Below are 20,848 nucleotides of genomic sequence, written 5' to 3'. Positions count from 1 at the left end.
GCAGGCCATACAGCATCCGCACCAAGGCCCTGAGACATGCCCAAGGACGCGCCAATGCTTCCCGCCGTGCCCACGGCCGACCGGGTGCTGCAGGTGCTGGCCGTGCTGGCCCAGCAGGGCAAGTCCATGCCTGCAGCCGAGCTCATGGAGCGCACGGGCCTGGCGCGCAGCACGCTGTACCGCCAGCTCGCGCGGCTCAAGCGCTGGGGCTTCGTGCTCGAAAGCGATGGCTGCTATGCCCCCGGCCCGCTGAGCCTGCAGCTGGCGCTGGGCTTCGATCTGGCCTCGCACCTGGTGCGCCAGGCCCGGCCCGACATGGTGGACCTGGCCCAGCAGTCGCAGGAAAGCGTGGGCCTGATCGTCGCCGTGAACGACCAGGCCATCTGCCTGGACATGGTGGAGAGCCAGCATTCGCTGCGCTGCTCTTTCGAGAAGGGGCGCAGCGTGCCCTTGCGCGCAGGGGCCTCGGCCAAGTGCGTATTGGCCCACCTGCCCGAGGCGGTGCGCGCTGCCGTGCTCGACAGCCAATGGGGCGCAGGCACGCCCGAGCGCGATGCCGCGCAGCGCGAGAGCGATGCCATCCGCAAGGCGGGCTTTGCCATGACCGCCGGCGAGGTGGACCCCGGCGTCTGGGGCTGCAGCGTGCCCCTGTTCGGCGCCTCGCGCCAGTCTGTGGGTGCCATCACGCTGATGGCACCCATCGTGCGTGCCAGCGGCCAGGAAGAAGCCCTGATCCGTATGGCCGTGGTGGCCGCCGCGCGCATCTCGCGCCAACTGGTTCTGCATTGACTGACAACGACGACAAGTGATTTTTCCGATGACCGCCTCACTCCCCGTAGCCTTGCTGTTCCCCATCCCTGGGCAGGAGGCCTGAACATGGTCCAGTTCTTCGACCTGGCCTGTACCCCCAGCGTGCCCTGGAAGAACGGTGGCGGCAGCACCCGCGAGCTGGCCTGCTGGCCGCAGGGCGCGGGCATGGATGGCTTCGAGTGGCGCGTGAGCGTGGCCACGATTGCCGCAGCGGGCCCGTTCTCGGCCTTTCCGGGGGTGGACCGGCAGATCATGCTGCTCGACGGCGACGGGGTGCACCTGCGCTCGAACGACGGCCAGCTGGACCATGACCTCGACCAGCCCTGGCAGCCGCTGGCCTTCAAGGGCGACGTCGCTGTGGACTGCGACATGCTGGGCGGACCGTCGACTGATTTCAACCTCATGGTGCGCCGGGGCCGCTGGCATGGCGGCTTGCAGGTGACCCGCCATGCGCGTGTGGCAGGGCGCACGCGCGCCGGCCTGTGCATGGTGCTGCGCGGGCGCTGGCGTTGCGGTGAAGAGGTGCTGGAGCCCGGCCAGGGGCTGTGGTGGAGCGATGGCACCGCAGAAAATGCGCTGGAGCCTTTGGATGCCGATCCCGCATTGGCCTGGATCGACCTGGATATGGAACCCTCCGACTGACTTTTGCCCATGACACCCACCACCATCCCCACCCCTCAAAGCCATCCTTCGGCCGATGGCATCTGGATCGGCATGCGCCCGGCCCCCGACCTGTGCATAGCCGATGTGCCTGTTCCCCAGGGTGCCACCACCTGCGTGGTGGTGCAGGGCGGAACCGTGCAATGGGTGGGGCCGCAGGACGCATGGCCCGCCGCCTGGAATGCCCTGCCGCGCTTTGACGCGCGGGGCGCCCTGGCCACACCAGGCCTGGTGGATTGCCATACCCACCTGGTCTATGGCGGCCAGCGTGCCAACGAATTCGCCATGCGCCTGGCGGGCGCCACCTACGAAGAGGTGGCCCGGGCCGGCGGCGGCATCGTCTCGTCGGTGCGCGCCACCCGCGAGGCCAGCGAGGATGAACTTTTCGCCCTGGCCTTGCCGCGCCTGCAGGCGCTGCTGGACGAGGGTGTCTGCGCCATCGAGATCAAGTCGGGCTACGGCCTGGCACTGGAGCACGAGCGCAAGCAGCTGCGCGTGGCGCGCCGCCTGGGCGAGGCGCTGGGCGTGGCCGTGCGCACCACCTTCCTGGGCGCGCATGCGCTGCCGCCCGAGTACGCGGGCCGCAGCCAGGACTACACCGACCTGGTCTGCAACGAGATGCTCCCCGCACTGGCGGCAGAGGGGCTGGTGGACGCGGTGGACGTGTTCTGCGAGCGCATCGCCTTCACGCTGGCCGAGACGGAGCAGGTCTTTCAGGCCGCGCGCGCGCTGGGCATTCCGGTCAAGCTGCACGCCGAGCAGCTCTCGGACATGGGCGGGGCCGCGCTGGCCGCGCGCTACGGTGCGCTCTCGTGCGACCACATCGAGCACCTCTCGCAGGCAGGGATCGATGCCATGAAGCAGGCGGGCACCGTGGCCGTGCTGCTGCCCGGCGCGTACTACACCCTGCGCGACACGCACCTGCCGCCCATCGCCGCGCTGCGCGAGGCCGGCGTGCCCATGGCCGTGTCCACCGACCACAACCCCGGCACCTCGCCCGCGTTGAGCCTGCTGCTCATGGCCAACATGGCCTGCACGCTGTTTCGCCTGACGGTGCCCGAGGCGCTGGCCGGCATCACCACGCACGCCGCGCGCGCGCTGGGCCTGCAGGACACGCACGGCCTCATCGCATCGGGCCGCCCGGCCAACTTCGTGCTCTGGCCGTTTGCCGATGCAGCGGAGCTGGCCTACTGGTTCGGCCACAAGCCCGCGCGCACCATCGTGCGCCAGGGGCGTATCGTGAAAGGGGCCTGATCCCATGGCCCCCCACAGCGAGTTCCTGGTGGCGCTGGTCGATGCGCTCGGCGCCGACCGCGTGCAGGTGGGCGATGCCGTGCCCCCGCGCCACCACACCGACTGGAGCGGCACGGCCCCCGTGCCACCGCTGGCGCTGGTGCGCCCGCGCAGCACCGCGGAAGTCTCGGCCCTGCTGCGCCTGTGCCATGCCCACCGCGTGCCCGTGGTGCCCCAGGGCGGCCTCACCGGTCTGGCCGGTGCCGCCGTGCCCTGCGCGGGCGGCGTGGCGCTGTCGCTGGACCGCATGAACACCATTGAGGTGGTGGATGCACGCTCTGCCACGCTCACCGTGCAGGCCGGCGCCACCGTGCAGGCGGTGCAGGAGGCCGCGCTCGCCGTGGGCCTGCAGTTCGGCGTGGACTTCGGTGCGCGCGGTTCGGCCCAGGTGGGCGGGGCCGTGTCCACCAATGCTGGCGGCAACGGCGTGCTGCAGCACGGCATGGTGCGCGAGCAGGTGCTGGGCCTGGAGGTGGTGCTGGCCGACGGCACGCTGCTGCCCATGCTGCGGCCCATGCTCAAGAACAACACGGGCTACGACCTCAAGCAGTGGTTCATCGGCGCCGAGGGCACGCTGGGCGTGGTCACGCGCGCGCTGCTGCGCCTGCGGCCGCTGCCGCGCGCCAAGGCGACCGCGCTGGTGGCCTTGTCTGATTTCGATGCGGCGCTGGCGCTGCTGGCCCGGCTGCAGGGGCGCTTTCCGGGTGCGCTGTCGGCCTTCGAGCTCATGTGGCGCGATTTCGTCGAGGCCTCGCTGCGCTGGCAGACGCTGCGCGAGCCGTTCGAGGCGCCGCACCCGTTTGCTGCGCTCATCGACGTCGGCGGCCAGGACGAAGCCGGCCTGCGCGACGCGCTGGAAGAAGTGTTGGGCGAGGCCATGGAGGCCGGTGAGGCCATCGATGCCGCCATCGCCCAGTCGCAGTCCCAGGCGCAAGCCTTGTGGAAGATCCGCGAGGCCACGGCAGAGCTGCCCGCGCACATGCACCCCCCGATCAACTTCGACGTGAGCCTGCCGCAGGCCGATATCGGCCGTTTCGCCGAGGAATGCCGCACCGCGCTGTCTGCTCGCTGGCCCGGGCACCTCACGGTGTTCTTCGGCCATATCGGCGATGGCAACCTGCACCTGTCCACCGACGCCTCCACCGTGGGCGGTGACGAGGCTGCGGTCGAGGCACTGGTGTACGCCCAGGTGGCGGCCTTTGGCGGCAGCGTCTCGGCCGAGCATGGCATCGGCCTGCACAAGAAGCCCTACCTCCACGCCAGCCGCACCCCGGCGGAGCTGGCCGCCATGCGCGCCATCAAGCAGGCGCTGGACCCCCTCCATCTCATGAACCCCGGCAAGGTATTCGACCTATGAACGCTGCTGCATCTGCCACCCTGGCCTTGGCCCGCCCCGAGGTGCCCCCGCTGCCCGCCTACAACGCCGGCCTGTCGTCCGATGCCGTGCGCCAGCGCTACGGCGTGACCGAGATCGCGCGCCTGGCCAGCAACGAGAACCCCTTTGGCGCCAGCCCCGCCGTGGCGCGCGCGCTGGTGGGCCTGGCGGCGCGCGTGGGCACCTACCCCGATGCGAACTGCACGGCGCTGCGCGCCGCCATCGCGGCGCGCAGGGGTGTGGCGCCCGAGGGCATCGTCGTCGGCAATGGCTCCGAAGACATTCTGCAGATGCTGTGCCAGGCCTTTCTGTCGCAGGGTGATCACGTGCTCACCCAACGCCCGGCCTTCGGCCTGCACGAGATATACCCGCGCATGATGGGTGCGCAGGTCGAGCTGCTGGCGCTCACGCCCGAACTCGGCTTCGACGTGGATGCCTGGTGCGAAGCGCTGGCGCGCGGCCCCAAGATCGCCATGCTGGCCAACCCCTCCAACCCCGTGGGCTGCATGTTCACGGCGCAGGAATTCGAGCGCCTGCTGGCGTCCACGCCCGCGCACACCCTGCTCGTGGTGGACGAGGCGTACTACGAGTACGCCTGCCATGCGCCCGACTACCCCGATGTACTCGCCTTGCTGCGCACCCGCGCTGCGCCGTGGATCCTGCTGCGCACCTTCTCCAAGGCCTGGGGCCTGGCGGGTCTGCGCGTGGGCTATGGCCTGGCCAGCGACGCGGCCCTGGTGCAATTGCTCGACCGCGTGCGCACCCCGTTCAACGTGAACCATGCGGCCCAGGCTGCGGCACTGGCCGCCTGGGGCGACGAGGCCTTCATGCGCCAGAGCGTGGCCGAGACCGTGCGCCTGCGCGGAGTGTTGCTGGGGCGCCTGCAGGCCTTGGCGGGCGTTCGCATTGCGCCTTCGGCCACCAACTTCCTGTTCCTGGACATCGGCCGGCCCAATGGCCCGGTGAACGAGGCTCTGCTGGCCCGGGGCCTCATCGTCAAGCCCTGGAAGGAGCCGGGTTTCGAGACATTCATCCGCGTCTCGGTGGGCACCGAGGCCGAGAACGAGCGCTTTGCGCAGGCGCTGGCAGACATTTTGGGGGCGGCTGCATGAGCACTAATACGCTGTTTGTCGAACACGCACTGCTGCCCGGCGGCTGGGCCCGCGACGTGCTGCTGCAGTGGGACGCCACGGGCCGGCTGCAGTCCGTGACACCGGGCAGTGCGGCCGGCGCCGCACCGCGTGCGCTGGGGCCTGTGGTGCCAGGCATGCCCAACCTGCATTCGCACGCCTTCCAGCGCGCCTTCGCGGGCCTCACCGAGTACCGCGGAGAAAGCCAGGACAGCTTCTGGAGCTGGCGCAACCTGATGTACCGCTTTGCGGCGCAGATCACGCCCGAGTCGCTGGAGGCCATTGCCACCTGGCTCTACGTAGAGATGCTGGAGGCCGGTTACACCTCGGTTTGCGAATTCCACTACGTGCACCACGACCAGGACGGCCGGCCCTATGCCGACGATGCCACGCTGTCGCTCGCGCTGCTGCGCGCGGCGCGCAATGCGGGCATCGGCATCACGCTGCTGCCGGTGCTCTACCAGACCAGCGGCTTTGGCGCCAGGCCACCGCGTGCGGACCAGGCACGCTTCATCCGCAGCACCGACAACATGCTGGCTCTGCTGGAGCGCCTTGCGCCCCTGGCGAAGGCGCAGGGTGCTGGCCTGGGCCTGGCACCGCACTCGCTGCGCGCCGTGCCGCCCGACAGCCTGGCTGCCGCCGTGCAGGGCCTCACCGCCATCGATGCCCACGCCCCCATCCACATCCACATCGCCGAGCAGACCCAGGAGGTGGACGACTGCGTGGCCTGGAGCGGCCAGCGCCCCGTGCAGTGGCTGCTGGAGCACATGGCCGTGGACGCGCGCTGGTGCTTGGTGCACGCCACGCACATGACACCGCAGGAGTATGCCGATGCCGCGCGCAGCGGTGCCGTGGCCGGCATCTGCCCCACCACCGAGGCCAACCTGGGCGACGGCATCTTCGACATGCCGCAGTGGCTGGGCCATGGCGGTGCCTGGGGCGTGGGCTCGGACAGCCATGCCTGCGTGAACGCGGCCGAGGAATTGCTGATGCTGGAGTACAGCCAGCGCCTGTCGCTGCGCCAGCGCAATGTGCTGGCAAGCGCGGTGCAGCCCCAGGTAGGCACCGCCATGTGGCTCGCGTCCGTGCAGGGTGGGGCGCAGGCATCGGGCCGCCCTGTGGCGGGCCTGGCCGTGGGCCAGCAGGCCGATTTCGCGGTGCTGGACCCGGCGCACATTGCGCTGGCCGGGCTGCCTGTGGAATCCATGCTCTCGGCCCATGTGTTCGGCAGCCACCGCACGAGTGCGCTGCAGCAGTTGTGGGTGGGCGGCGTGCAGCGGGTTGCCGCCGGCCGCCATGCCTTGCATGAGAGTGCGGCTGCTGCCTTTGCCAAGGCCCGTGCGGCAACCATCGCGCCACAATGAAGAATTCTGAAAAGCGTCCCTTGAAACCCACGCCATGACCGTCACCACCCAACCCGCCTTCACCTTCCACCAGGGCACCGCGCCGCTGCTGATTTCCATGCCGCATGTGGGCACCTATGTGCCACCGGCCATCGCCGCGCGCTTCACCGACGAATGCCGCCAGGTGCCCGACACCGACTGGCACCTGGAGCGCCTGTACGATTTTGCCAAGGACATGGGCGCATCCATCCTCGTGGCCACGCATTCGCGCTACGTGGTGGACCTGAACCGCCCGCCCGATGGCGCCAGCCTCTACCCGGGCCAGAGCGTCACCGGCCTGTGCCCGGTGGACACCTTCGACGACACGCCCATCTACACCCGGGGCGACGTGCCCGACGACACCGAGGTGGCGGCGCGCCGCGATGCCATCTGGGCGCCGTACCACGCGCAGCTGCGCGCCGAACTCGATCGCATCCGTGCTGCCCATGGCGTGGCCGTGCTGTGGGATGCGCATTCGATCCGCTCGGTGCTGCCGCGCTTCTTCGAAGGCAAGCTGCCCGACCTGAACCTGGGCACGGCCAATGGCGAGAGCTGCGACCCAGCGCTGGCGCAGGAGCTGCTGGCCATTGCGCAGGCCGCACCCGGCTACGCCGCCGTGCTCAACGGCCGCTTCAAGGGCGGACACATCACGCGCCACTACGGCCAGCCCGCGCAGAACGTGCATGCGGTGCAGCTGGAGATGACGCAGTGCAGCTACATGCAGGAAGCCCTGCCTTTCGACTACCTGCCCGAGGTGGCGGCCGGCGTGCAGCCGCACCTGAAACGTATGCTCGAAGCCGCTCTGGCCTTTGCCCAGGCGCGGGCCAAAGGCTGAGGCCGCACAGGCTTTACCGTCGCTGCGGCCGTTGGGCCGGGGCTATCGGTGCTATCGGTGCTAGTATGGGCCGAGCGGTCCTCGCAGGGCCGCAGGTGCGCCCCTTGGCCACCATTGCGGAAGGAGCCGCACCCTCGTGGACCCAGCGGCCTATTACTACATGCCCTTGTTCAAGCCCGGCGCCTTCGTGCACCTGGGGTTGAGCCGCGAGACGGTGAGCCACATCGTGGTGCGCCGCGACGCCATGATGGTCTACCTTGTGGGGCACGAATCGCCTGTGCATCCCGATGCACTTCGGCTGGCGCCCACGGCCTTCCATCTCGCGCGCGTTCCAGACAGGATCTGAAAAGCACTGCCCGGATTGCTTTGCGTCCCGGTGCAGCCGCAGGAGGCGGCAGCTCTGGGGGCAAGCCAGGCACGCCTGCGCGGAGGCATTATTCCATTGGGTACTGCGCCATGGCCTCGCCCAGGCGCACGGGACGCGCCGGAGCCCATTCGGCGTTGAACTGGAACGGCCCCTTGGGGAACAGCATCACCACGGTGGAGCCGAGCAGGAAACGGCCCATTTCCTCGCCCTTTTGCAGCGACACCTGGCCGGCCGGGTAGTCCCAGTGGCGCAGCACGCCGGTGCGCGGCGGGTTCACCTGGCCATGCCAGACGGTGGCCATGCTGCCCACGATGGTCGCGCCCACCAGCACCAGCACGAAGGGCCCGTGCGCCGAATCGAAGAAGCACACCACGCGCTCGTTGCGCGCGAACAGGCCGGGCACGCCGCGCGCCGTGGTCGGGTTCACCGAAAACAGGTCGCCGGGCACATGCACCATGCGCGTGAGCTGGCCTGCGCAGGGCATGTGGATGCGGTGGTAATCGCGCGGGCTCAGGTACAGGGTGGCGAAGTAGCCATCGTCAAAGCGCGCAGCCAGCGACGAATCGCCGCCCACCAGTGCCGTGGTGGAGTACGAATGGCCCTTGGCCTGGAAGATCTGGTCCTTCTGGATGGGGCCGAACTGGCTGATGGCACCGTCCACGGGGCAGACCAGGTCGGCATCGGCCAGGGGTCGCGCGCCGGGCTGCAGGGCCCTGGTGAAGAAGTCGTTGAACGAGGCATAGGCCGCGATGTCCGGATTGGCCGCCTCCGCCATGTTCACCTGGTAGTGGGACACGAAGCCGCGGATGACTGCGGTGGTCAGTCCCCCCAGGCGGGCCGAGGCGAATTTTCCCGCCAGGGCGGTCATGGCCTGCTTGGGCATCAGGTACTGGGGGAGAACGGCGAGGCTGTCAGACACTGTGGGAACATCCTTGGAAAGGGGTGCGGGCCATTCTACTGATGGCGGGCGCTCAAAAATGTAGGTATGCAGCCTGTTGTGCGGGCTGTGTTGGCCAAGTAGCGGGGCGCGGTGCCCAGTCCTCGGATGCCTGCACCAGGGCGCCGACGAAACTGCCCAGGTCGATGCCCAGTGCGCTGGCCGCAGCCTCGGCGCCTGCATCGCCGCGGCGGGCGCTGGTTGCGAACCGGCTGAATGCGGGCCAGTCGCGCGCCAACTGCTCTACCGCGATGCGGGCGAGGTCATACGACAGCGCGTTGCCATCGTCCGTGCGGTGGAACGAGTCGCCCGACCAGAACTCCTGCACGCGCTCGGCATTCCAGAATGCCAGGTGGCGCTGGTGCATGGCCTGCGGCGTCTGGGCAGGGCGGCGCGCGCCTGTCAGGCGGTGCTCGGTGTTCACGGCCAAGCCTTCATCGAGCCAGGTGGGCAGGCGCAGGTACGACAGGGCGCTGTGCGTGAGCTCGTGCGCGATCACGGGCTCGATGGTGGACAGGTCGGCCTGCACCACCACGAAGTGCGGGCAGCCGTTGTGGATGAACATGCCGCCGCTGAAGGCGAACTCCCCGCCATCGGGGTAGAACTGGCCCACGTAGTGGTAGTAGAGCTCTTCGCTCTCGAGCACCAGCAGCACGCTTTTCTCGCCTGGGTTGAAGCGGGCCACGCCATCGAGCACGCGCGCGATGCGCTGGCGCGTTTTGGTGACGTAGCCCGCCATGGCCTGTGCCACTGGCGGCTCCAGAGGGGACAGGATGTGCACGTCCGCGCTCTCGTGCAGGTGCATGTGCGGGCCAATCGCATCGCGCAGGTGCAGCAGCCAGGCGCGGCGGCCCAGGGCGATGGCCTCTGTGGTGGCTTCGGGGGTGGGGGCTTGTCCGGCCCAGTGGTCGAGTGCCTGCCAGTCCATCAGGGGCAGGCCGGCGGGGGCGCTCAGGTGGTCCCGCACGGTGAAGGGTTCGAGGCCGGCCATGCGCAGCACCTGCGGCGCCGGGGGCTGTTCGCCGCCCTGGACCGGCAAGGCCAATGCTGCAGGCCGTGAATCCTCTGGCGGCGCAAACTGGTAGCGCGCCATGAACGCGCCGAGGAAGGGCAGGATCCAGATGCCCATCACCATCAGCGCCTTGCGGTTGCCGAACTCGTGGCTGCGCAGCACGCGCCGCGTGGCCCAGACGTTGGTCAGCACCAGGGCGGCAAGGAGCAACAGGAAGACGGCGAGGGCAGGGGACATGGACAGCTTGGCGGGGCGGGTGGACCGCCGGATGCTAAGGCAAGACGAGACGGGTCCCGCGCACCGGGAGAGGGCGGTTGTGTCAAACGCCCAGGTGCTGCTCCAGCAACTGCGGCTGGGAGCACAGGGTCTCTGAGCTGCCCTCGAACACCACCTGGCCCTTGACCAGGATGACGTTGCGGTCGGTGATCTGGGTGACGTGCTTCCAGTTCTTGTCGACGATCACGCTGCTGATGCCGCTGGCCTTGATGAGGCTGCAGATGCGCCAGATCTCGCGCGCGATCAGCGGGGCCAGGCCCTCGGTGGCCTCGTCGAGGATGAGCACGTCGGGATTCGTCATCAGCGCGCGGCCGATGGTCAGCATCTGCTGCTCGCCGCCGCTGAGCTGCTGGCCGCCATGGCCCAGGCGTTCCTTGAGGCGCGGAAAGGTCTCCAGCACACGCTCATAGGTCCAGTCGCGCTGGCCGCGCGTGCCGGCGCGGGCGGCCATCTGCAGATTTTCGACCACGCTCAGGTTGCCGAAGATGCCGCGCCCCTCGGGCACATAGGCAATTCCCAGGCGCGCCACCTCGTAGGGCGGGCGGCCCGTGGTGTCGCGTCCGGCCACGGCCACGCTGCCCGAGCGCGGCTTCACGAGGCCCATGAGCGACTTCAGCAGGGTGCTCTTGCCCATGCCGTTGCGGCCCATGAGGCCGATGGTCTCGGCCTGGCCCACGGTGAAGTCCACCCCGTGCAGGATGTGGCTGGCGCCGTAGAAGGTGTTGAGGCCCCGGGCCTCGATGAGGGGCGTGTTTTGCTGCGGTGCCATGTCAGTGTTCCTCACCCAGGTAGGCGGCCTGCACATTGGCGTCGGCGCGCACTTCGGGCGGCGTGCCGCTGGCGATGGCCTCGCCGTTGACCATCACCGTCAGGTGGTCGGCCAGGGCGAACACGGCATCCATGTCGTGCTCCACCAGCATCATCGCGTGGCCTGGCTTGATGCGCAGCAGCAGTTGCACCATGCGCTCGGCCTCGGCCACGCCCATGCCGGCCAGGGGCTCGTCGAGCAGCAGCACCTGGGGTTCGGTGGCCAGGGTCATGGCGATCTCGAGCTGGCGCTGCTCGCCGTGGCTCATGGTGCCGGCCACGGCATCGCGCCGCGCCTGCAGGCCCGCCAGTTCGATGGCCCGGTCCACACGCTCGCTGCTGGCGCGGTTGTGCGGGCCCTGGTCGCGCGTGTCACGCCACCAGCGCAGCGGGTTCCAGGGCTGCTGCGGGTCGCGCGACTGGGCGGCCAGGCGCACGTTCTCGTGCACGGTGAAGGGCAGAAAGATGTTGGTCTTTTGGTAGCTGCGGCCCAGGCCCTGGCGCGAGATGCGCTCGGGCGCCCAGCCCGTCACCTCGGTGGCGCCCAGCCGTATCTCACCGGCCGTGGGGGGCAGGTCGCCCGAGAGCAGATTGGTCAGCGTGGACTTGCCCGCGCCGTTGGGCCCGATCACCGCATGGATGCGCCCGCGCCACAGGTCCACCGAGACGCCGTTGACGGCAGCCAGGCCGCCAAAGCGCTTGGTGATCTTGTGGGCCGACAGCAGGACTTCGTGTTCAGCCATGGTCCGTGCCTCCCTTGGCGGCGCGCAGGCGCACCAGCATGCCCAGCAGCCCGCGCGGCGCCACCAGCACCACCAGCACGATGAAGCTGCCCATGAGCAGTTGCCAGTGCTTGGTGATGTCCTTGAACACATGCAGCAGGTACTCGAAGGCGAAGGCGCCGACGATGGCCCCTGCGAAGTTGCCCATGCCGCCCAGGATGACCATCATGATTGCGTGCGCGCTCATGTGAAAGCCCATGAGCTCGGGGTTCACGTAGCCCGTCTGCGCGCCCCACAGGTAGCCCGCCAGGCCGGCCAGGGCGCCGGCCACGGTGAAGGCCGTGAGCTTGTAGCCCTGGGTGGAAAAGCCCATGGCACGCATGCGGTGCTCGTTGACGCGGATGCCCGCCAGCGCCCGGCCCAGGGGGCTCCACAGCAGCCGGCGCAGCCCCGCGTAGACCAGCACCACCAGCGCCAGCGTGAAGTAGTAGAAGGTGCGCCGCCCTTCGAGGTCGAACAGCATCCAGCCGAACACCGAGGCATCAGGGCGCAGGTTGATGTAGATGCCGTCCGAGCCGCCCAGGATCTTGTTGTCGAAGAACAGGTAGAACACCATCTGCGCGAACGCCATGGTCACCATGATGAAGTAGATGCCGTGCGTGCGCACCACGAAGAAGCCGATGAACAGCGCCACCAGGGCCGAGCCCGCCACGGCGGCCGGCAGCGACCACCACAGGCTCACCGGGGCATCGGCCGGGGTGAGAAAGGCCAGCGCATAGCCTGCCACGCCGAAGTAGGCCGCGTGGCCCAGCGAGACCAGGCCGGTCACGCCCTGCAGCAGATCGAGGCTCATCGCGAAGATGGCCATGATCATCATGCGCGTGACCATCTGCACATAGAAATCGCTGCCCACGAACGGAAACGCCAGCAGCGCGACGAGGCCGAGCACGAGCACGAACTGCACGCTGCGCGGCAGCACCTCCAGGTTGGTGCGGGGTGTGCTCATGCGGGCCTCCGCGGGGCTGGCAGGGCAAGGATCACAGGAACGACTGTCATTGTTTGAAAAGACCTTCGGGTTTCCACAGCAGCACGGCCGCCATCAGCATGTAGACCAGCATGCCGGCCACGGAGGGCAGCAGCACCTTGCCGAAGGTGTCCACCAGGCCCACCAGCAGCGCCGAGATCAGGGCCCCGCGCACCGAGCCGATTCCGCCGATGACCACCACCACGAAGCACATGATCAGCACCGAGGAGCCCATGTTGGGGTAGACGCTGGAGACGGGGGCTGCCACCATGCCGGCCATGGCCGCCAGGCCCACGCCCAGCGCGAACACGATGGCGTGGATGAACTTGATGTTCACGCCCAGCGACTCGGCCATGTCGCGGTTGAAGGCACCGGCGCGGATCTTCATGCCCAAGCGGGTCTTGGAGATCAGCAGGTACAGGCCGATGGCCAGCACGATGCACACGCCCGAGATGAACAGGCGGTACACCGGGTAGGAAAGGGTGTCGGTGAGCGGGATCGACCAGTCCAGCAGCTTCGGGATGGCCACTCCGTGCACATCGTCGCCCCAGAGGATGGAGCGCAGCTCCTCGAAGATGTAGATCAGCCCGAAGGTGAGCAGCACCTGGTCCAGATGGTCGCGGTGGTAGAAGTGGCGAAACAGCAGCCACTCAAGCGCCAGCCCGAAGGCCACGGCCAGCACCGCACCGCCCAGTATGGCCAGCGTGAGGCTGCCGAAATACCCCGACAGCGAGTACGCCAGGTAGGCACCCAGCATGTAGAAACTGCCGTGCGCCAGGTTCACCACGCCCATGATCCCGAAGATCAGCGTGAGGCCGGCCGCCAGCATGAACAGCAAGAGGCCGTACTGCACGCCGTTGAGCAACTGGATCAGGAAGGTAGCGAAGTCCATGGCGTGCGGCAGGTGGATGTAGCGGGGTCAGGCCGCGCGGCGCGTGGCCAGCAGCAGCGAGCCCATCAGGGTGAACAGGCCACCCGAGACGCGGTTGAACCAGCGCATGCGGTTGCCCGAGCGCAGGGCTGGGGCCAGCCGGGCCACGCCCAAGGCGCACAGCGTGAGCACCGTGAACTCGAACGCTACGAAGGTGGCGGCCAGGATGGCGAACTGCGGCGCAAAGGACAGCGTGGGGTTCAGGAACTGCGGAAAGAAGGCCGTGAAGAACAGGATGGCCTTGGGGTTGCTGCCGCCCACGATCAGGCCCTGCAGGTACAGCCGGTGCGCGGGCACGGCGGGTGCCGCAGTGGCGCCCTCGGGCATCTGGTCGAACACGCTGCCCTGGCTGCGGAAGGTCTTGATACCGAGCCAGATCAGGTAGGCAGCGCCCGCTGCCTTGAGCACCCAGAACGCGGTCTCGGACGCGGCCAGCAGCGCGCCCAGGCCCAGGGCCGACAGCAGCATGGTGCCGAGCACGGCCGTCACACTGCCGGCGGCCGCCACGACGGCCTTGCGCGGGCCGTGCTGCAGCGAGGCGGTCATGCACATGAGCATGGTCGGGCCGGGCGAGAGCACCAGCAGGGCCACGGCGGCCAGGTAGAGCAGGTAGGTACTGAGGGTCATGGAAGAGGGTGATCCAAGGGGGTGGCCGCAAAGTCCGGGCGCACGGAGGACTGGCCTGCCGAGTTGGCAGGCGCTGCCATTGTGTCAAAACCCGCAGGGCCAGCGCTCCGCACGGCAGGCCGAGGCCCGCCGCTGCGCCAGGTGTGCGGTGGTGCTTAGGCCATGCGGCAGCCGGCGCCGCTGTCGGACAGGGCTTTTGCCGCAATGCCGACGACCTTGTTTTCCTTGTTCTCGACCACGCGCAGGTAGATGTCCTGCACCGGGTTGTGGGCCTTGCTCATGGTCCACTTGCCGCGCGGGCTGTCGATGACAGCGCTCTCCATCGCCTTGTACAGCGCGGGCTTGGCGGCCAGATCGCCCTTGACGGCGTTGGCACCCTGCACCAGCAGCAGGCCGGTGTCGTAGCCCTGCACGGCATACACGTCGGGCTGGCTGCGGAAGGCCTTGGCGTATTCCAGGCGGAACTGCTTGTTGCGCGGCGTGTCCAGCGAGTCGCTGTAGTGCATGGTGGTGATGATGCCGTCGGCTGCGGGGCCGGCCGCATCGAGCACGCCTTCGGTCAGGAAGCCCGAGCCGTACAGCGGAATCTTGTCCTTGAGGCCGGCGGCCGCGTAGTCCTTGATGAACTTGGCCGCACCGCCACCGGCGAAGAAGCAGGCCACGGCATCGGGCTTGAGGGCCGCGATCTCGGTCAGCAGCGCCTGGAACTCCACGTTCGGGAAGGGCAGGCCCAGCTCCTTGACGATGGTGCCGCCGGCTGCGGTGTAGCTTTGCTTGAAGCCTTCGAAGGCTTCCTCGCCTGCGGCGTACTTCCAGGTGATCCACACGGCCTTCTTGTGGCCCTTGTCCATCATCGCCTTGCCCAGGGCCAGCGTGGGCTGGGAGTTGCTGAACGAGGTGCGGAACACGTTGGGCGCGCACAGCCCCCGGGTGGCGGCATGCACGCCGGCGTTGGGGATCAGGTTGAGCACACCGGTGTCGCGCGCCACCTTCTGGATGCCCATCTGCACGCCCGAGTGCACGGTGCCGATCAACACGTCCACCTTGTCGCGCTGCACCAGCTTGCTGGCGTTTTCCACGCCCTTGCTGGGCTCGGACTCATCGTCCACCTTGAACCATTCGATCTCGCGCCCGCCGAGCTTGCCGCCCTGCTGGTCGATGGCCATGCGCACGCCGTTCTCGATGGCCACGCCCAGTTGGGCGAAGGTGCCCGTGTAGGGGAGCATGAAACCCACGCGCACCTTGCCGCTCTGGGCCCGCACGATGGAGGGCAGCAGCAGGCCCGTGGAAGCGGCGCCGACGAGGGCTGCGCTGCGGCTGATGACGAGGCGGCGAGTGGTCATGGGGAGTGTCTCCTTTGTTTAGGCTTAAAGTAATTTAACTCCAAGCCCTGTGGTGAAAACCTATGGCTTACCCGTACCGTTGCTGGCATGCCGGTGTCCTTCATGGCGCTCTGGGGCCTCGCTCCTGGCCTGTGGCCCGGGCAACATCAACGTGAAGTAAACTGCATTCATTGCGGTGTGCATGCAGTATAGAGCATGTTTTTCGGGCCGTGTGCCGCTGTTTACCTAGTGGAGATAGGTAGTTTCGAGCATGTGCCGGGCCTTTTGCCCACCTTGCCATGGCTGGGTTTGCACCCTGTTGGTGCATTGCATGCCGCCACCCGGCAAAATGGCGGCTGCATGCGGCCTGGCATGTGCCCCCATTGTCCTGCGGGGCATGGGCCGTGACCTTGTCCATCCCTATGTCCGAGCCGTCTTCGTTTTCCACTTCCCCGACCCCCGCTCCAGAGCCTGAGCCGCCCCCATCGCCCGCCCCGCGTGTGGCGGTGGCGAGATTGCCGACAAGGATGCGCATCGTGCGCTGGCTGTGCCATTTCTGGCCGGCCCCGCTGGGAATCGATGGCCGCGAACGCCTGCGCTTCATCGTGGGAGCCGTGCTGGGCATCTTCCTGACGGCGGTGCTCAGCCGCTGGTGGGCGGGCGGCGGCCATGCCCATGGGCCCTGGATGCTGGGCGCGCTGGGGGCCAGTGCCGTACTGGTGTTCGGCATGCCGTCGAGCCCTCTGGCCCAGCCCTGGCCGGTGCTGGGCGGCAGCACCTTGTCGGCGATGGTGGGGGCGGTGTGTGCCGCACTGGTGCCCGACCCGGCGCTGGCCGGTGCGCTGGCGGTGGGCCTTGCCATTGCGCTCATGGTGCCGCTGCGCTGCCTGCACCCGCCCGGTGGTTCCATGGCGCTGTACGTGGTGCTCACGGCGGGCGACGGCCTGCACCTGGCGGCGTTTCCTGTTCTCTTCAATGTGCTGGTGCTGTTGTTGGCGGGTGTGGTCTACAACAGCCTCACCGGGCGCAGCTACCCGCATCCGCAGCAATCGCCTGCGCGCACCGCCGTGGCCAAGGGCGCCTTTGCCGCATCGGACGTGGATGCGGCGCTGGCGCACTACAACCAGGTGCTGGACGTGAGCCGCGCCGACCTGGAAGGCCTGCTGCAACTGGCGGGCCGCGCGGCCTTCCAGCGCACGCTGGGCGAGGTGCGCTGCGCGGACATCATGTCCCGGCCGGCCATGGCGGTGGAGCAGGGCATCTCCCTCAAGGATGCGTGGACCCTGATGCGCAGCGAGAAGATCAAGGCCCTGCCCGTGGTGGATGCGGGCCGGCAGGTGCTTGGCATCGTCACGGTGGCCGATTTCATGCGCCTGGCCAACCTCGACCTGCACGAGGGCCTGGGCCAGCGCCTGCGCGCCCTCGTCAAGGGCCGCAGCGGCCAGCCCGCCAGCGTGGGCGAGATCATGTCGCACCCCGTGCAGGTGGCCCGGGTGGGCCAGCATGCCATGGACCTGGTGCCCCTGTTCTCGCAGGGCGGGCACCACCACATCCCCATCGTCGACGAGGGCGGGTACCTGGTGGGCATCATCACCCAGACCGACCTGGTGCGCACCCTGGCGGTGGCCGTGCAGGGCCAGGATACGGCTGCTTGAAGGGGCTCTGGGGGCCGCTGGAGAGGCTCTGGTGCCGTCCCGCGACACCGCTGCGCCACGTCCCATAGGCAAGCCCGGGTACATCGCGGTACAATCGACAGGCTATGCACAGCGCTCTGCCTGTCCATTGATACGGATTTGCCTTTAACCGTGTAGCGTCGTTGGTTCGCCTTGCCGTGCTACAGCACTGTCTGCGGCTCCCGCTTGACTACACGGTCAAATGCAAATCCGTATGAAGCCGTCTCCCCGGCCCTCTGCCTGATCTGCGCCCCGGGTGCAGCGACTCCCACCGCCCGCAATGCACCGTGTGTCGAGCCCGACCACGCTGCATAGGCCGTGGTGGATGCCCCAGCGTTCAGGCGCCGATCACCAGATTTTTTGATTTTTGAAAAGACAAGAGAACATGGCCAAAGAAGAACTGATTGAAATGCAAGGCTCCGTGACCGAAGTGCTGCCCGACTCGCGCTTTCGCGTGACGCTGGACAACGGTCACCAGCTGATTGCCTACACCGGCGGCAAGATGCGCAAGCACCACATCCGCATCCTGGCGGGCGACAAGGTCTCCCTGGAAATGTCGCCTTACGACCTCTCCAAGGGCCGCATCACCTTCCGCCACCTGGCCGGCCGCGGCCCAGGCCCGTCGAGCCGTTGATTGCCTGCCGCCATGCGGCCACGCAGGTGGCCGTGCGCTGGTGGCTGCTGGTTCGCCTTTGTGAGTTTCCCGTTGGTTGTTGATTGAGTTTCCCCCATCGCCGCAGTTTGCATCGCCCTGGATGCATGACAGCACTGCCGATGGAACCCTGGTCCGATGCAGTCGCTGCAAAAAATTCAAAAAAAGCGCGCATTTGGTCAGAACCCGAAATTTCCCGGGTTAGAATACGAGCTGTCGGAGCGTAGCGCAGCCTGGTAGCGCATCTGCTTTGGGAGCAGAGGGTCGCGAGTTCGAATCCCGCCGCTCCGACCATTATTGGCAAGGCCTGCAGAAGCAATTCTGCAGGCCTTTTGTCATTTCCGGGCCGCCATTGCACGCAAGCGTGTTCGCGCTGACGCTGCAAGCGAGGGTGCAACGGCTTGCCATTGCTTATCTCCCCCGCATCATCCTTTCCCCCGAGTTTTCTGCCGTGGTGGGCCATGAAGCCCGCGCAGCCTGGGCCAGAGCTCTGGCGGGTGCCAATGACCTGCAGGAATGCTCTGAAAAGCCACCACGTGGCCCGGAATCGGGTACGATAACTGGATGAAAACACAGTATTCGGCTTTCATCCCGGGCTCCATGCACAGGCATGCCCTGACCAGGGCCCTGGTGCGTCCGCAGCGGTTTTCCGCCGTCGCCTGACCTCTGCGCATGTCCCTCATTTGCCCCTCTCATGTCCGCCGTCCCCCTCCGTTCCCTGGCTGCCAGCGCACCGCCGCGCCTGGCAGGCGTGTGGCTGGCCGACCAACTGGGCACGTCCAGTGCGGCGCGGGTGCAGTCCACGGGGCATGCAGGGCTCGATGCGCAGTTGCCGGGCGGGGGCTGGCCTGTGGGCGCCATGACCGAGGTGCTGCAGCCGGCGGCGGGCCTGCATGTGTGGCGACTGGTGCTGCCAGCCCTGGCCCAGGCCACGGCCGCGCGGCCGGGGGCCGTGGTGCTGGTGGCGCCGCCCTATGAACCGTTTGCACCGGCCCTGCGTGCGGGTGGGTTGGATGCGGCGCGGCTGTGCCGCGTGCAGACCACTTCGGCCGCGCAGGCGCTGTGGGCGGCAGAGCAGGCGCTGCGCTGCCGCGACGTGCAGGCGGTGCTGGCCTGGCTGCCCCAGGCGGCACCCGAATCGCTGAGGCGGCTGCAGCTGGCGGCTGCGCAGATGGGGCAGCTGCTGTGGGTGTTCCGCCCGGCCAGGGCGCGCCAGCAGGCATCGCCCGCGCCGCTGAGGCTATGGGTCGAGGCCGTCGATGGCTCGGGTGGCGCGCAGATGCAGGTGCAGGTGCTCAAGCGCCGTGGGCCGCCCATGGAGCAGCCCCTGGCGCTGCCTGCCAGCCATGCGGCGCTGGCCCGTGTGCTGGCCGCGTCGGCAGCGCGCGGGGAGGGGCGGCGCGCCCCACAGCAGCCAGCACGGAATGCCGTGGTGCTGCCATTGGCGGCGTGGCGGGATCGCCTGCCAGGAGGAGGTGTTCAGCATGCACTGGATCGCATGGCCGTTGCCGCCAACCCCCACTGACAGCCATACCGACCCTGGCGTGGCATTGCTGTCGGCCACAGCCGGGCCGCGCCAGCCCTTGCCGCAGGCCCCGCACGAGCACTGGTGGGCGCTGCAGTTCACGCCGCGCGTGGCGAGCGTGGAGGGCGAGGCTTTGTTGCTGGAGGTCTCGGCCACCGAACGCCTCTGGGGCGGGCGCGAGGCATTGTTGGCACAACTGCAGCTGCGCAGCCCGCCATGGCCCGCCGAACCGCCCGCGGCAGCGGGCAATCCATCGCAAGGACCTGTACCGCAGGAATGCCCTGCTGCCAGATACCCAACCCCTTTTGCCGAGGCGCCCACCTCGCTGCAGGCCCTGGCCCTGCTGCGCCTGCAGCTGGCAGGCCAGCCCCTGCCCAGGCACCTGCCCGATGGCCTGCCGCTGCATACCCTGACGGCGCTGCACCCGCACCTGCCGAGCCTGGCACGCATGGGCTGCCGCACCTGGGGCGCCTTGCGCGCGCTGCCGCGCGACGGCGTGGCCCGGCGTCTGGGCGCGGCCGTGCTGCTGGCGCTGGACCGGGCTTACGGCCATATCGCCCACAACCACGCCTGGGTGGAGTTGCCCGAGCGTTTCGAGCTGACGGCCGAGCTGCCCGCGCTGGCCACCTCGGCCGATGCCTTGCTGTGGTCTGCCAGCCGCCTGCTCTCGGCCCTGCAGGCCTGGCTGCAGGCGCGCCAGCAGGGCGTGCTGGCGCTGGAGCTGGCCTGGCGGCACGACCTGCGCCGGGTCGATGGCGTGCCCATCGCCCCATGGCACGCTCTGCCCGTGCGCACGGCCCAGCCCACGCACGAGCTGGCCCACCTGCGCCGCCTGCTGGCCGAGAACCTGGCGCGTACGCCCCTGGCTGCGCCGGCCAACCAGATCACGCTGCGCGCGCTGGAGACCGCACCGCTGCCCCATGCCAGCGCCCACCTGCTGCCGCCCGACGGATCGTCGGCCGCCGGTGACCAGGAGGGCGAGGCCTGGCACCAGTTGGTCGAGCGCCTCTCCGCCCGCCTGGGGGCCGGGCAGGTGCAGTCCGTCACCCTGCTCGCAGACCACCGGCCCGAATGCATGCAGCGCTGGCAGCCCATGGCAGAAGCCGATCCAGTGCGAGCAGCAAAGCCCCCACAGGGCGAGCACGCGCCCGAGGCCGTGCTGTGGCCCACCTGGCTGCTGCGCACCCCACAGCGCCTGGTCATGCAGGGCCATCGGCCGTGCTACCAGGGCCCGCTGCGCATGCTGGCCGGGCCGCACCGGTTCGATGCCGCCTGGTGGGAAGAGGGGGCTTGCGCCCCATCAGCCTGTGAGAGCAATGGCGGCCCGTCTCGGCAAGGCCAAAGCGGACTGGTGCAACGTGACTACTTCGTTGCGCTGAGCCCTGAGGCTGGCCGCGTCTGGATCTTTCGCGAACGGCTGGCGCACAGGCCTGCAGGGGAATCCCGCGACCGCTGGTTCCTGCAGGGCCTGTATGCCTGAGGGGCTGA

At 68.7% G+C, this 20,848-nt stretch carries 20 protein-coding genes and 1 tRNA gene; 13 read left to right on the top strand and 8 right to left on the bottom strand.

Features of this window, described 5'->3' with window-relative positions; all coding sequences use genetic code 11:
• The first annotated feature begins 54 nt into the window (after positions 1-54).
• The 8 genes from ASE31_RS21540 (at position 55) to ASE31_RS21505 (ending at position 7,831) form a co-directional block, all read left to right on the top strand.
• The gene (locus ASE31_RS21540) at positions 55-789 is read left to right on the top strand and encodes an IclR family transcriptional regulator (protein WP_369819478.1); all 735 of its coding nucleotides are present in this window, start codon (positions 55-57) and stop codon (positions 787-789) included.
• A gap of 87 nt (positions 790-876) precedes the next feature.
• On the top strand, positions 877-1,452 hold the full coding sequence (locus ASE31_RS21535) for a HutD family protein (protein ID WP_057203818.1): 576 nt from the start codon (positions 877-879) through the stop codon (positions 1,450-1,452).
• 9 nt (positions 1,453-1,461) lie between these two features.
• A complete protein-coding gene (gene hutI, locus ASE31_RS21530; RefSeq protein WP_057203817.1) occupies positions 1,462-2,724 on the top strand; it encodes an imidazolonepropionase in 1,263 nt (420 codons plus the stop codon).
• A gap of 4 nt (positions 2,725-2,728) precedes the next feature.
• Complete coding sequence (locus ASE31_RS21525; RefSeq protein WP_057203816.1) at positions 2,729-4,120, top strand: FAD-binding oxidoreductase; 1,392 nt, start codon at positions 2,729-2,731, stop codon at positions 4,118-4,120.
• Positions 4,117-5,250, top strand: coding sequence for a histidinol-phosphate transaminase (locus ASE31_RS21520; protein WP_057203815.1), 1,134 nt, complete (start codon positions 4,117-4,119; stop codon positions 5,248-5,250). The genes ASE31_RS21525 and ASE31_RS21520 overlap by 4 nt, the downstream gene beginning before the upstream one ends.
• Entirely contained in the window at positions 5,247-6,632 is a 1,386-nt protein-coding gene (locus ASE31_RS21515) for a formimidoylglutamate deiminase (protein WP_057203814.1), read from the top strand. Before ASE31_RS21520 ends, ASE31_RS21515 begins: the two co-directional genes overlap by 4 nt.
• Before the next feature lie 34 nt (positions 6,633-6,666).
• Entirely contained in the window at positions 6,667-7,485 is an 819-nt protein-coding gene (gene hutG / locus ASE31_RS21510) for an N-formylglutamate deformylase (protein WP_057203813.1), read from the top strand.
• Positions 7,486-7,621: 136 nt separating this feature from the next.
• A complete protein-coding gene (locus ASE31_RS21505) occupies positions 7,622-7,831 on the top strand; it encodes a hypothetical protein (protein ID WP_057203812.1) in 210 nt (69 codons plus the stop codon).
• An 88-nt stretch (positions 7,832-7,919) separates the two neighbouring features.
• Here ASE31_RS21505 and asd read toward each other — a convergent pair whose 3' ends face one another.
• The 8 genes from asd to ASE31_RS21465 form a co-directional block, all read right to left on the bottom strand.
• On the bottom strand, positions 7,920-8,771 hold the full coding sequence (gene asd / locus ASE31_RS21500; RefSeq protein ID WP_057203811.1) for an archaetidylserine decarboxylase: 852 nt from the start codon (positions 8,769-8,771) through the stop codon (positions 7,920-7,922).
• A gap of 52 nt (positions 8,772-8,823) precedes the next feature.
• Positions 8,824-10,038, bottom strand: a complete 1,215-nt coding sequence (locus ASE31_RS21495) for a hypothetical protein (RefSeq protein WP_057203810.1) — start codon at positions 10,036-10,038, stop codon at positions 8,824-8,826.
• 82 nt (positions 10,039-10,120) lie between these two features.
• Positions 10,121-10,846, bottom strand: coding sequence for an ABC transporter ATP-binding protein (locus ASE31_RS21490; RefSeq protein ID WP_057203809.1), 726 nt, complete (start codon positions 10,844-10,846; stop codon positions 10,121-10,123).
• 1 nt (position 10,847) lies between these two features.
• Entirely contained in the window at positions 10,848-11,627 is a 780-nt protein-coding gene (locus ASE31_RS21485; RefSeq protein ID WP_057203808.1) for an ABC transporter ATP-binding protein, read from the bottom strand.
• Complete coding sequence (locus ASE31_RS21480; RefSeq protein WP_057203807.1) at positions 11,620-12,612, bottom strand: branched-chain amino acid ABC transporter permease; 993 nt, start codon at positions 12,610-12,612, stop codon at positions 11,620-11,622. Before ASE31_RS21480 ends, ASE31_RS21485 begins: the two co-directional genes overlap by 8 nt.
• 46 nt (positions 12,613-12,658) lie before the next feature.
• On the bottom strand, positions 12,659-13,522 hold the full coding sequence (locus ASE31_RS21475; protein WP_057203806.1) for a branched-chain amino acid ABC transporter permease: 864 nt from the start codon (positions 13,520-13,522) through the stop codon (positions 12,659-12,661).
• Positions 13,523-13,549: 27 nt separating this feature from the next.
• Positions 13,550-14,188 carry a LysE family translocator gene (locus tag ASE31_RS21470; protein ID WP_057203805.1) on the bottom strand — a complete coding sequence of 213 codons (639 nt, stop codon included), beginning with the start codon at positions 14,186-14,188 and terminating at the stop codon, positions 13,550-13,552.
• A 155-nt stretch (positions 14,189-14,343) separates the two neighbouring features.
• Entirely contained in the window at positions 14,344-15,531 is a 1,188-nt protein-coding gene (locus ASE31_RS21465) for an ABC transporter substrate-binding protein (RefSeq protein WP_057203804.1), read from the bottom strand.
• A 506-nt stretch (positions 15,532-16,037) separates the two neighbouring features.
• On the opposite strand from ASE31_RS21465, the gene ASE31_RS21460 reads away from it, so the two are divergent.
• The 5 genes from ASE31_RS21460 to ASE31_RS21440 all read left to right on the top strand — a co-directional run bounded on the left by ASE31_RS21460 (position 16,038) and on the right by ASE31_RS21440 (position 20,840).
• Positions 16,038-17,165, top strand: a complete 1,128-nt coding sequence (locus ASE31_RS21460; RefSeq protein WP_057203803.1) for an HPP family protein — start codon at positions 16,038-16,040, stop codon at positions 17,163-17,165.
• Between the two features lie 403 nt (positions 17,166-17,568).
• The gene (gene infA / locus ASE31_RS21455) at positions 17,569-17,817 is read left to right on the top strand and encodes a translation initiation factor IF-1 (RefSeq protein ID WP_007856902.1); all 249 of its coding nucleotides are present in this window, start codon (positions 17,569-17,571) and stop codon (positions 17,815-17,817) included.
• Between the two features lie 235 nt (positions 17,818-18,052).
• Positions 18,053-18,129, top strand: a tRNA-Pro gene (locus tag ASE31_RS21450).
• A gap of 400 nt (positions 18,130-18,529) precedes the next feature.
• Positions 18,530-19,360 (top strand): translesion DNA synthesis-associated protein ImuA, encoded by an 831-nt coding sequence (gene imuA / locus ASE31_RS21445; protein WP_057203802.1) that lies wholly within the window; start codon positions 18,530-18,532, stop codon positions 19,358-19,360.
• Positions 19,320-20,840: a DNA polymerase Y family protein gene (locus ASE31_RS21440; protein WP_057203801.1), complete on the top strand. Its 1,521-nt coding sequence runs from the start codon at positions 19,320-19,322 to the stop codon at positions 20,838-20,840. Before imuA ends, ASE31_RS21440 begins: the two co-directional genes overlap by 41 nt.
• Positions 20,841-20,848 lie beyond the last annotated feature (8 nt).

It is taken from the genome of Acidovorax sp. Root217 (assembly GCF_001428645.1).
Taxonomy (GTDB): domain Bacteria; phylum Pseudomonadota; class Gammaproteobacteria; order Burkholderiales; family Burkholderiaceae_C; genus Acidovorax.
Note: the sequence above shows the minus strand (reverse complement) of the source record. Positions and strands in the feature narration are given on the sequence as shown.

What these genes read in the sequence shown, in the direction of transcription:
- ASE31_RS21475 (WP_057203806.1), bottom strand. Translation starts at nt 13,522, where the DNA reads ATGGACTTCGCTACCTTCCTGATCCAGTTGCTCAACGGCGTGCAGTAC.
- ASE31_RS21480 (WP_057203807.1), bottom strand. Translation starts at nt 12,612, where the DNA reads ATGAGCACACCCCGCACCAACCTGGAGGTGCTGCCGCGCAGCGTGCAG.
- infA (WP_007856902.1), top strand. Translation starts at nt 17,569, where the DNA reads ATGGCCAAAGAAGAACTGATTGAAATGCAAGGCTCCGTGACCGAAGTG.
- imuA (WP_057203802.1), top strand. Translation starts at nt 18,530, where the DNA reads ATGTCCGCCGTCCCCCTCCGTTCCCTGGCTGCCAGCGCACCGCCGCGC.
- ASE31_RS21525 (WP_057203816.1), top strand. Translation starts at nt 2,729, where the DNA reads ATGGCCCCCCACAGCGAGTTCCTGGTGGCGCTGGTCGATGCGCTCGGC.
- ASE31_RS21515 (WP_057203814.1), top strand. Translation starts at nt 5,247, where the DNA reads ATGAGCACTAATACGCTGTTTGTCGAACACGCACTGCTGCCCGGCGGC.
- ASE31_RS21490 (WP_057203809.1), bottom strand. Translation starts at nt 10,846, where the DNA reads ATGGCACCGCAGCAAAACACGCCCCTCATCGAGGCCCGGGGCCTCAAC.
- ASE31_RS21495 (WP_057203810.1), bottom strand. Translation starts at nt 10,038, where the DNA reads ATGTCCCCTGCCCTCGCCGTCTTCCTGTTGCTCCTTGCCGCCCTGGTG.
- hutI (WP_057203817.1), top strand. Translation starts at nt 1,462, where the DNA reads ATGACACCCACCACCATCCCCACCCCTCAAAGCCATCCTTCGGCCGAT.
- ASE31_RS21440 (WP_057203801.1), top strand. Translation starts at nt 19,320, where the DNA reads ATGCACTGGATCGCATGGCCGTTGCCGCCAACCCCCACTGACAGCCAT.
- ASE31_RS21460 (WP_057203803.1), top strand. Translation starts at nt 16,038, where the DNA reads ATGCGCATCGTGCGCTGGCTGTGCCATTTCTGGCCGGCCCCGCTGGGA.
- ASE31_RS21520 (WP_057203815.1), top strand. Translation starts at nt 4,117, where the DNA reads ATGAACGCTGCTGCATCTGCCACCCTGGCCTTGGCCCGCCCCGAGGTG.
- ASE31_RS21540 (WP_369819478.1), top strand. Translation starts at nt 55, where the DNA reads ATGCTTCCCGCCGTGCCCACGGCCGACCGGGTGCTGCAGGTGCTGGCC.
- ASE31_RS21465 (WP_057203804.1), bottom strand. Translation starts at nt 15,531, where the DNA reads ATGACCACTCGCCGCCTCGTCATCAGCCGCAGCGCAGCCCTCGTCGGC.
- hutG (WP_057203813.1), top strand. Translation starts at nt 6,667, where the DNA reads ATGACCGTCACCACCCAACCCGCCTTCACCTTCCACCAGGGCACCGCG.
- ASE31_RS21470 (WP_057203805.1), bottom strand. Translation starts at nt 14,188, where the DNA reads ATGACCCTCAGTACCTACCTGCTCTACCTGGCCGCCGTGGCCCTGCTG.
- ASE31_RS21485 (WP_057203808.1), bottom strand. Translation starts at nt 11,627, where the DNA reads ATGGCTGAACACGAAGTCCTGCTGTCGGCCCACAAGATCACCAAGCGC.
- ASE31_RS21535 (WP_057203818.1), top strand. Translation starts at nt 877, where the DNA reads ATGGTCCAGTTCTTCGACCTGGCCTGTACCCCCAGCGTGCCCTGGAAG.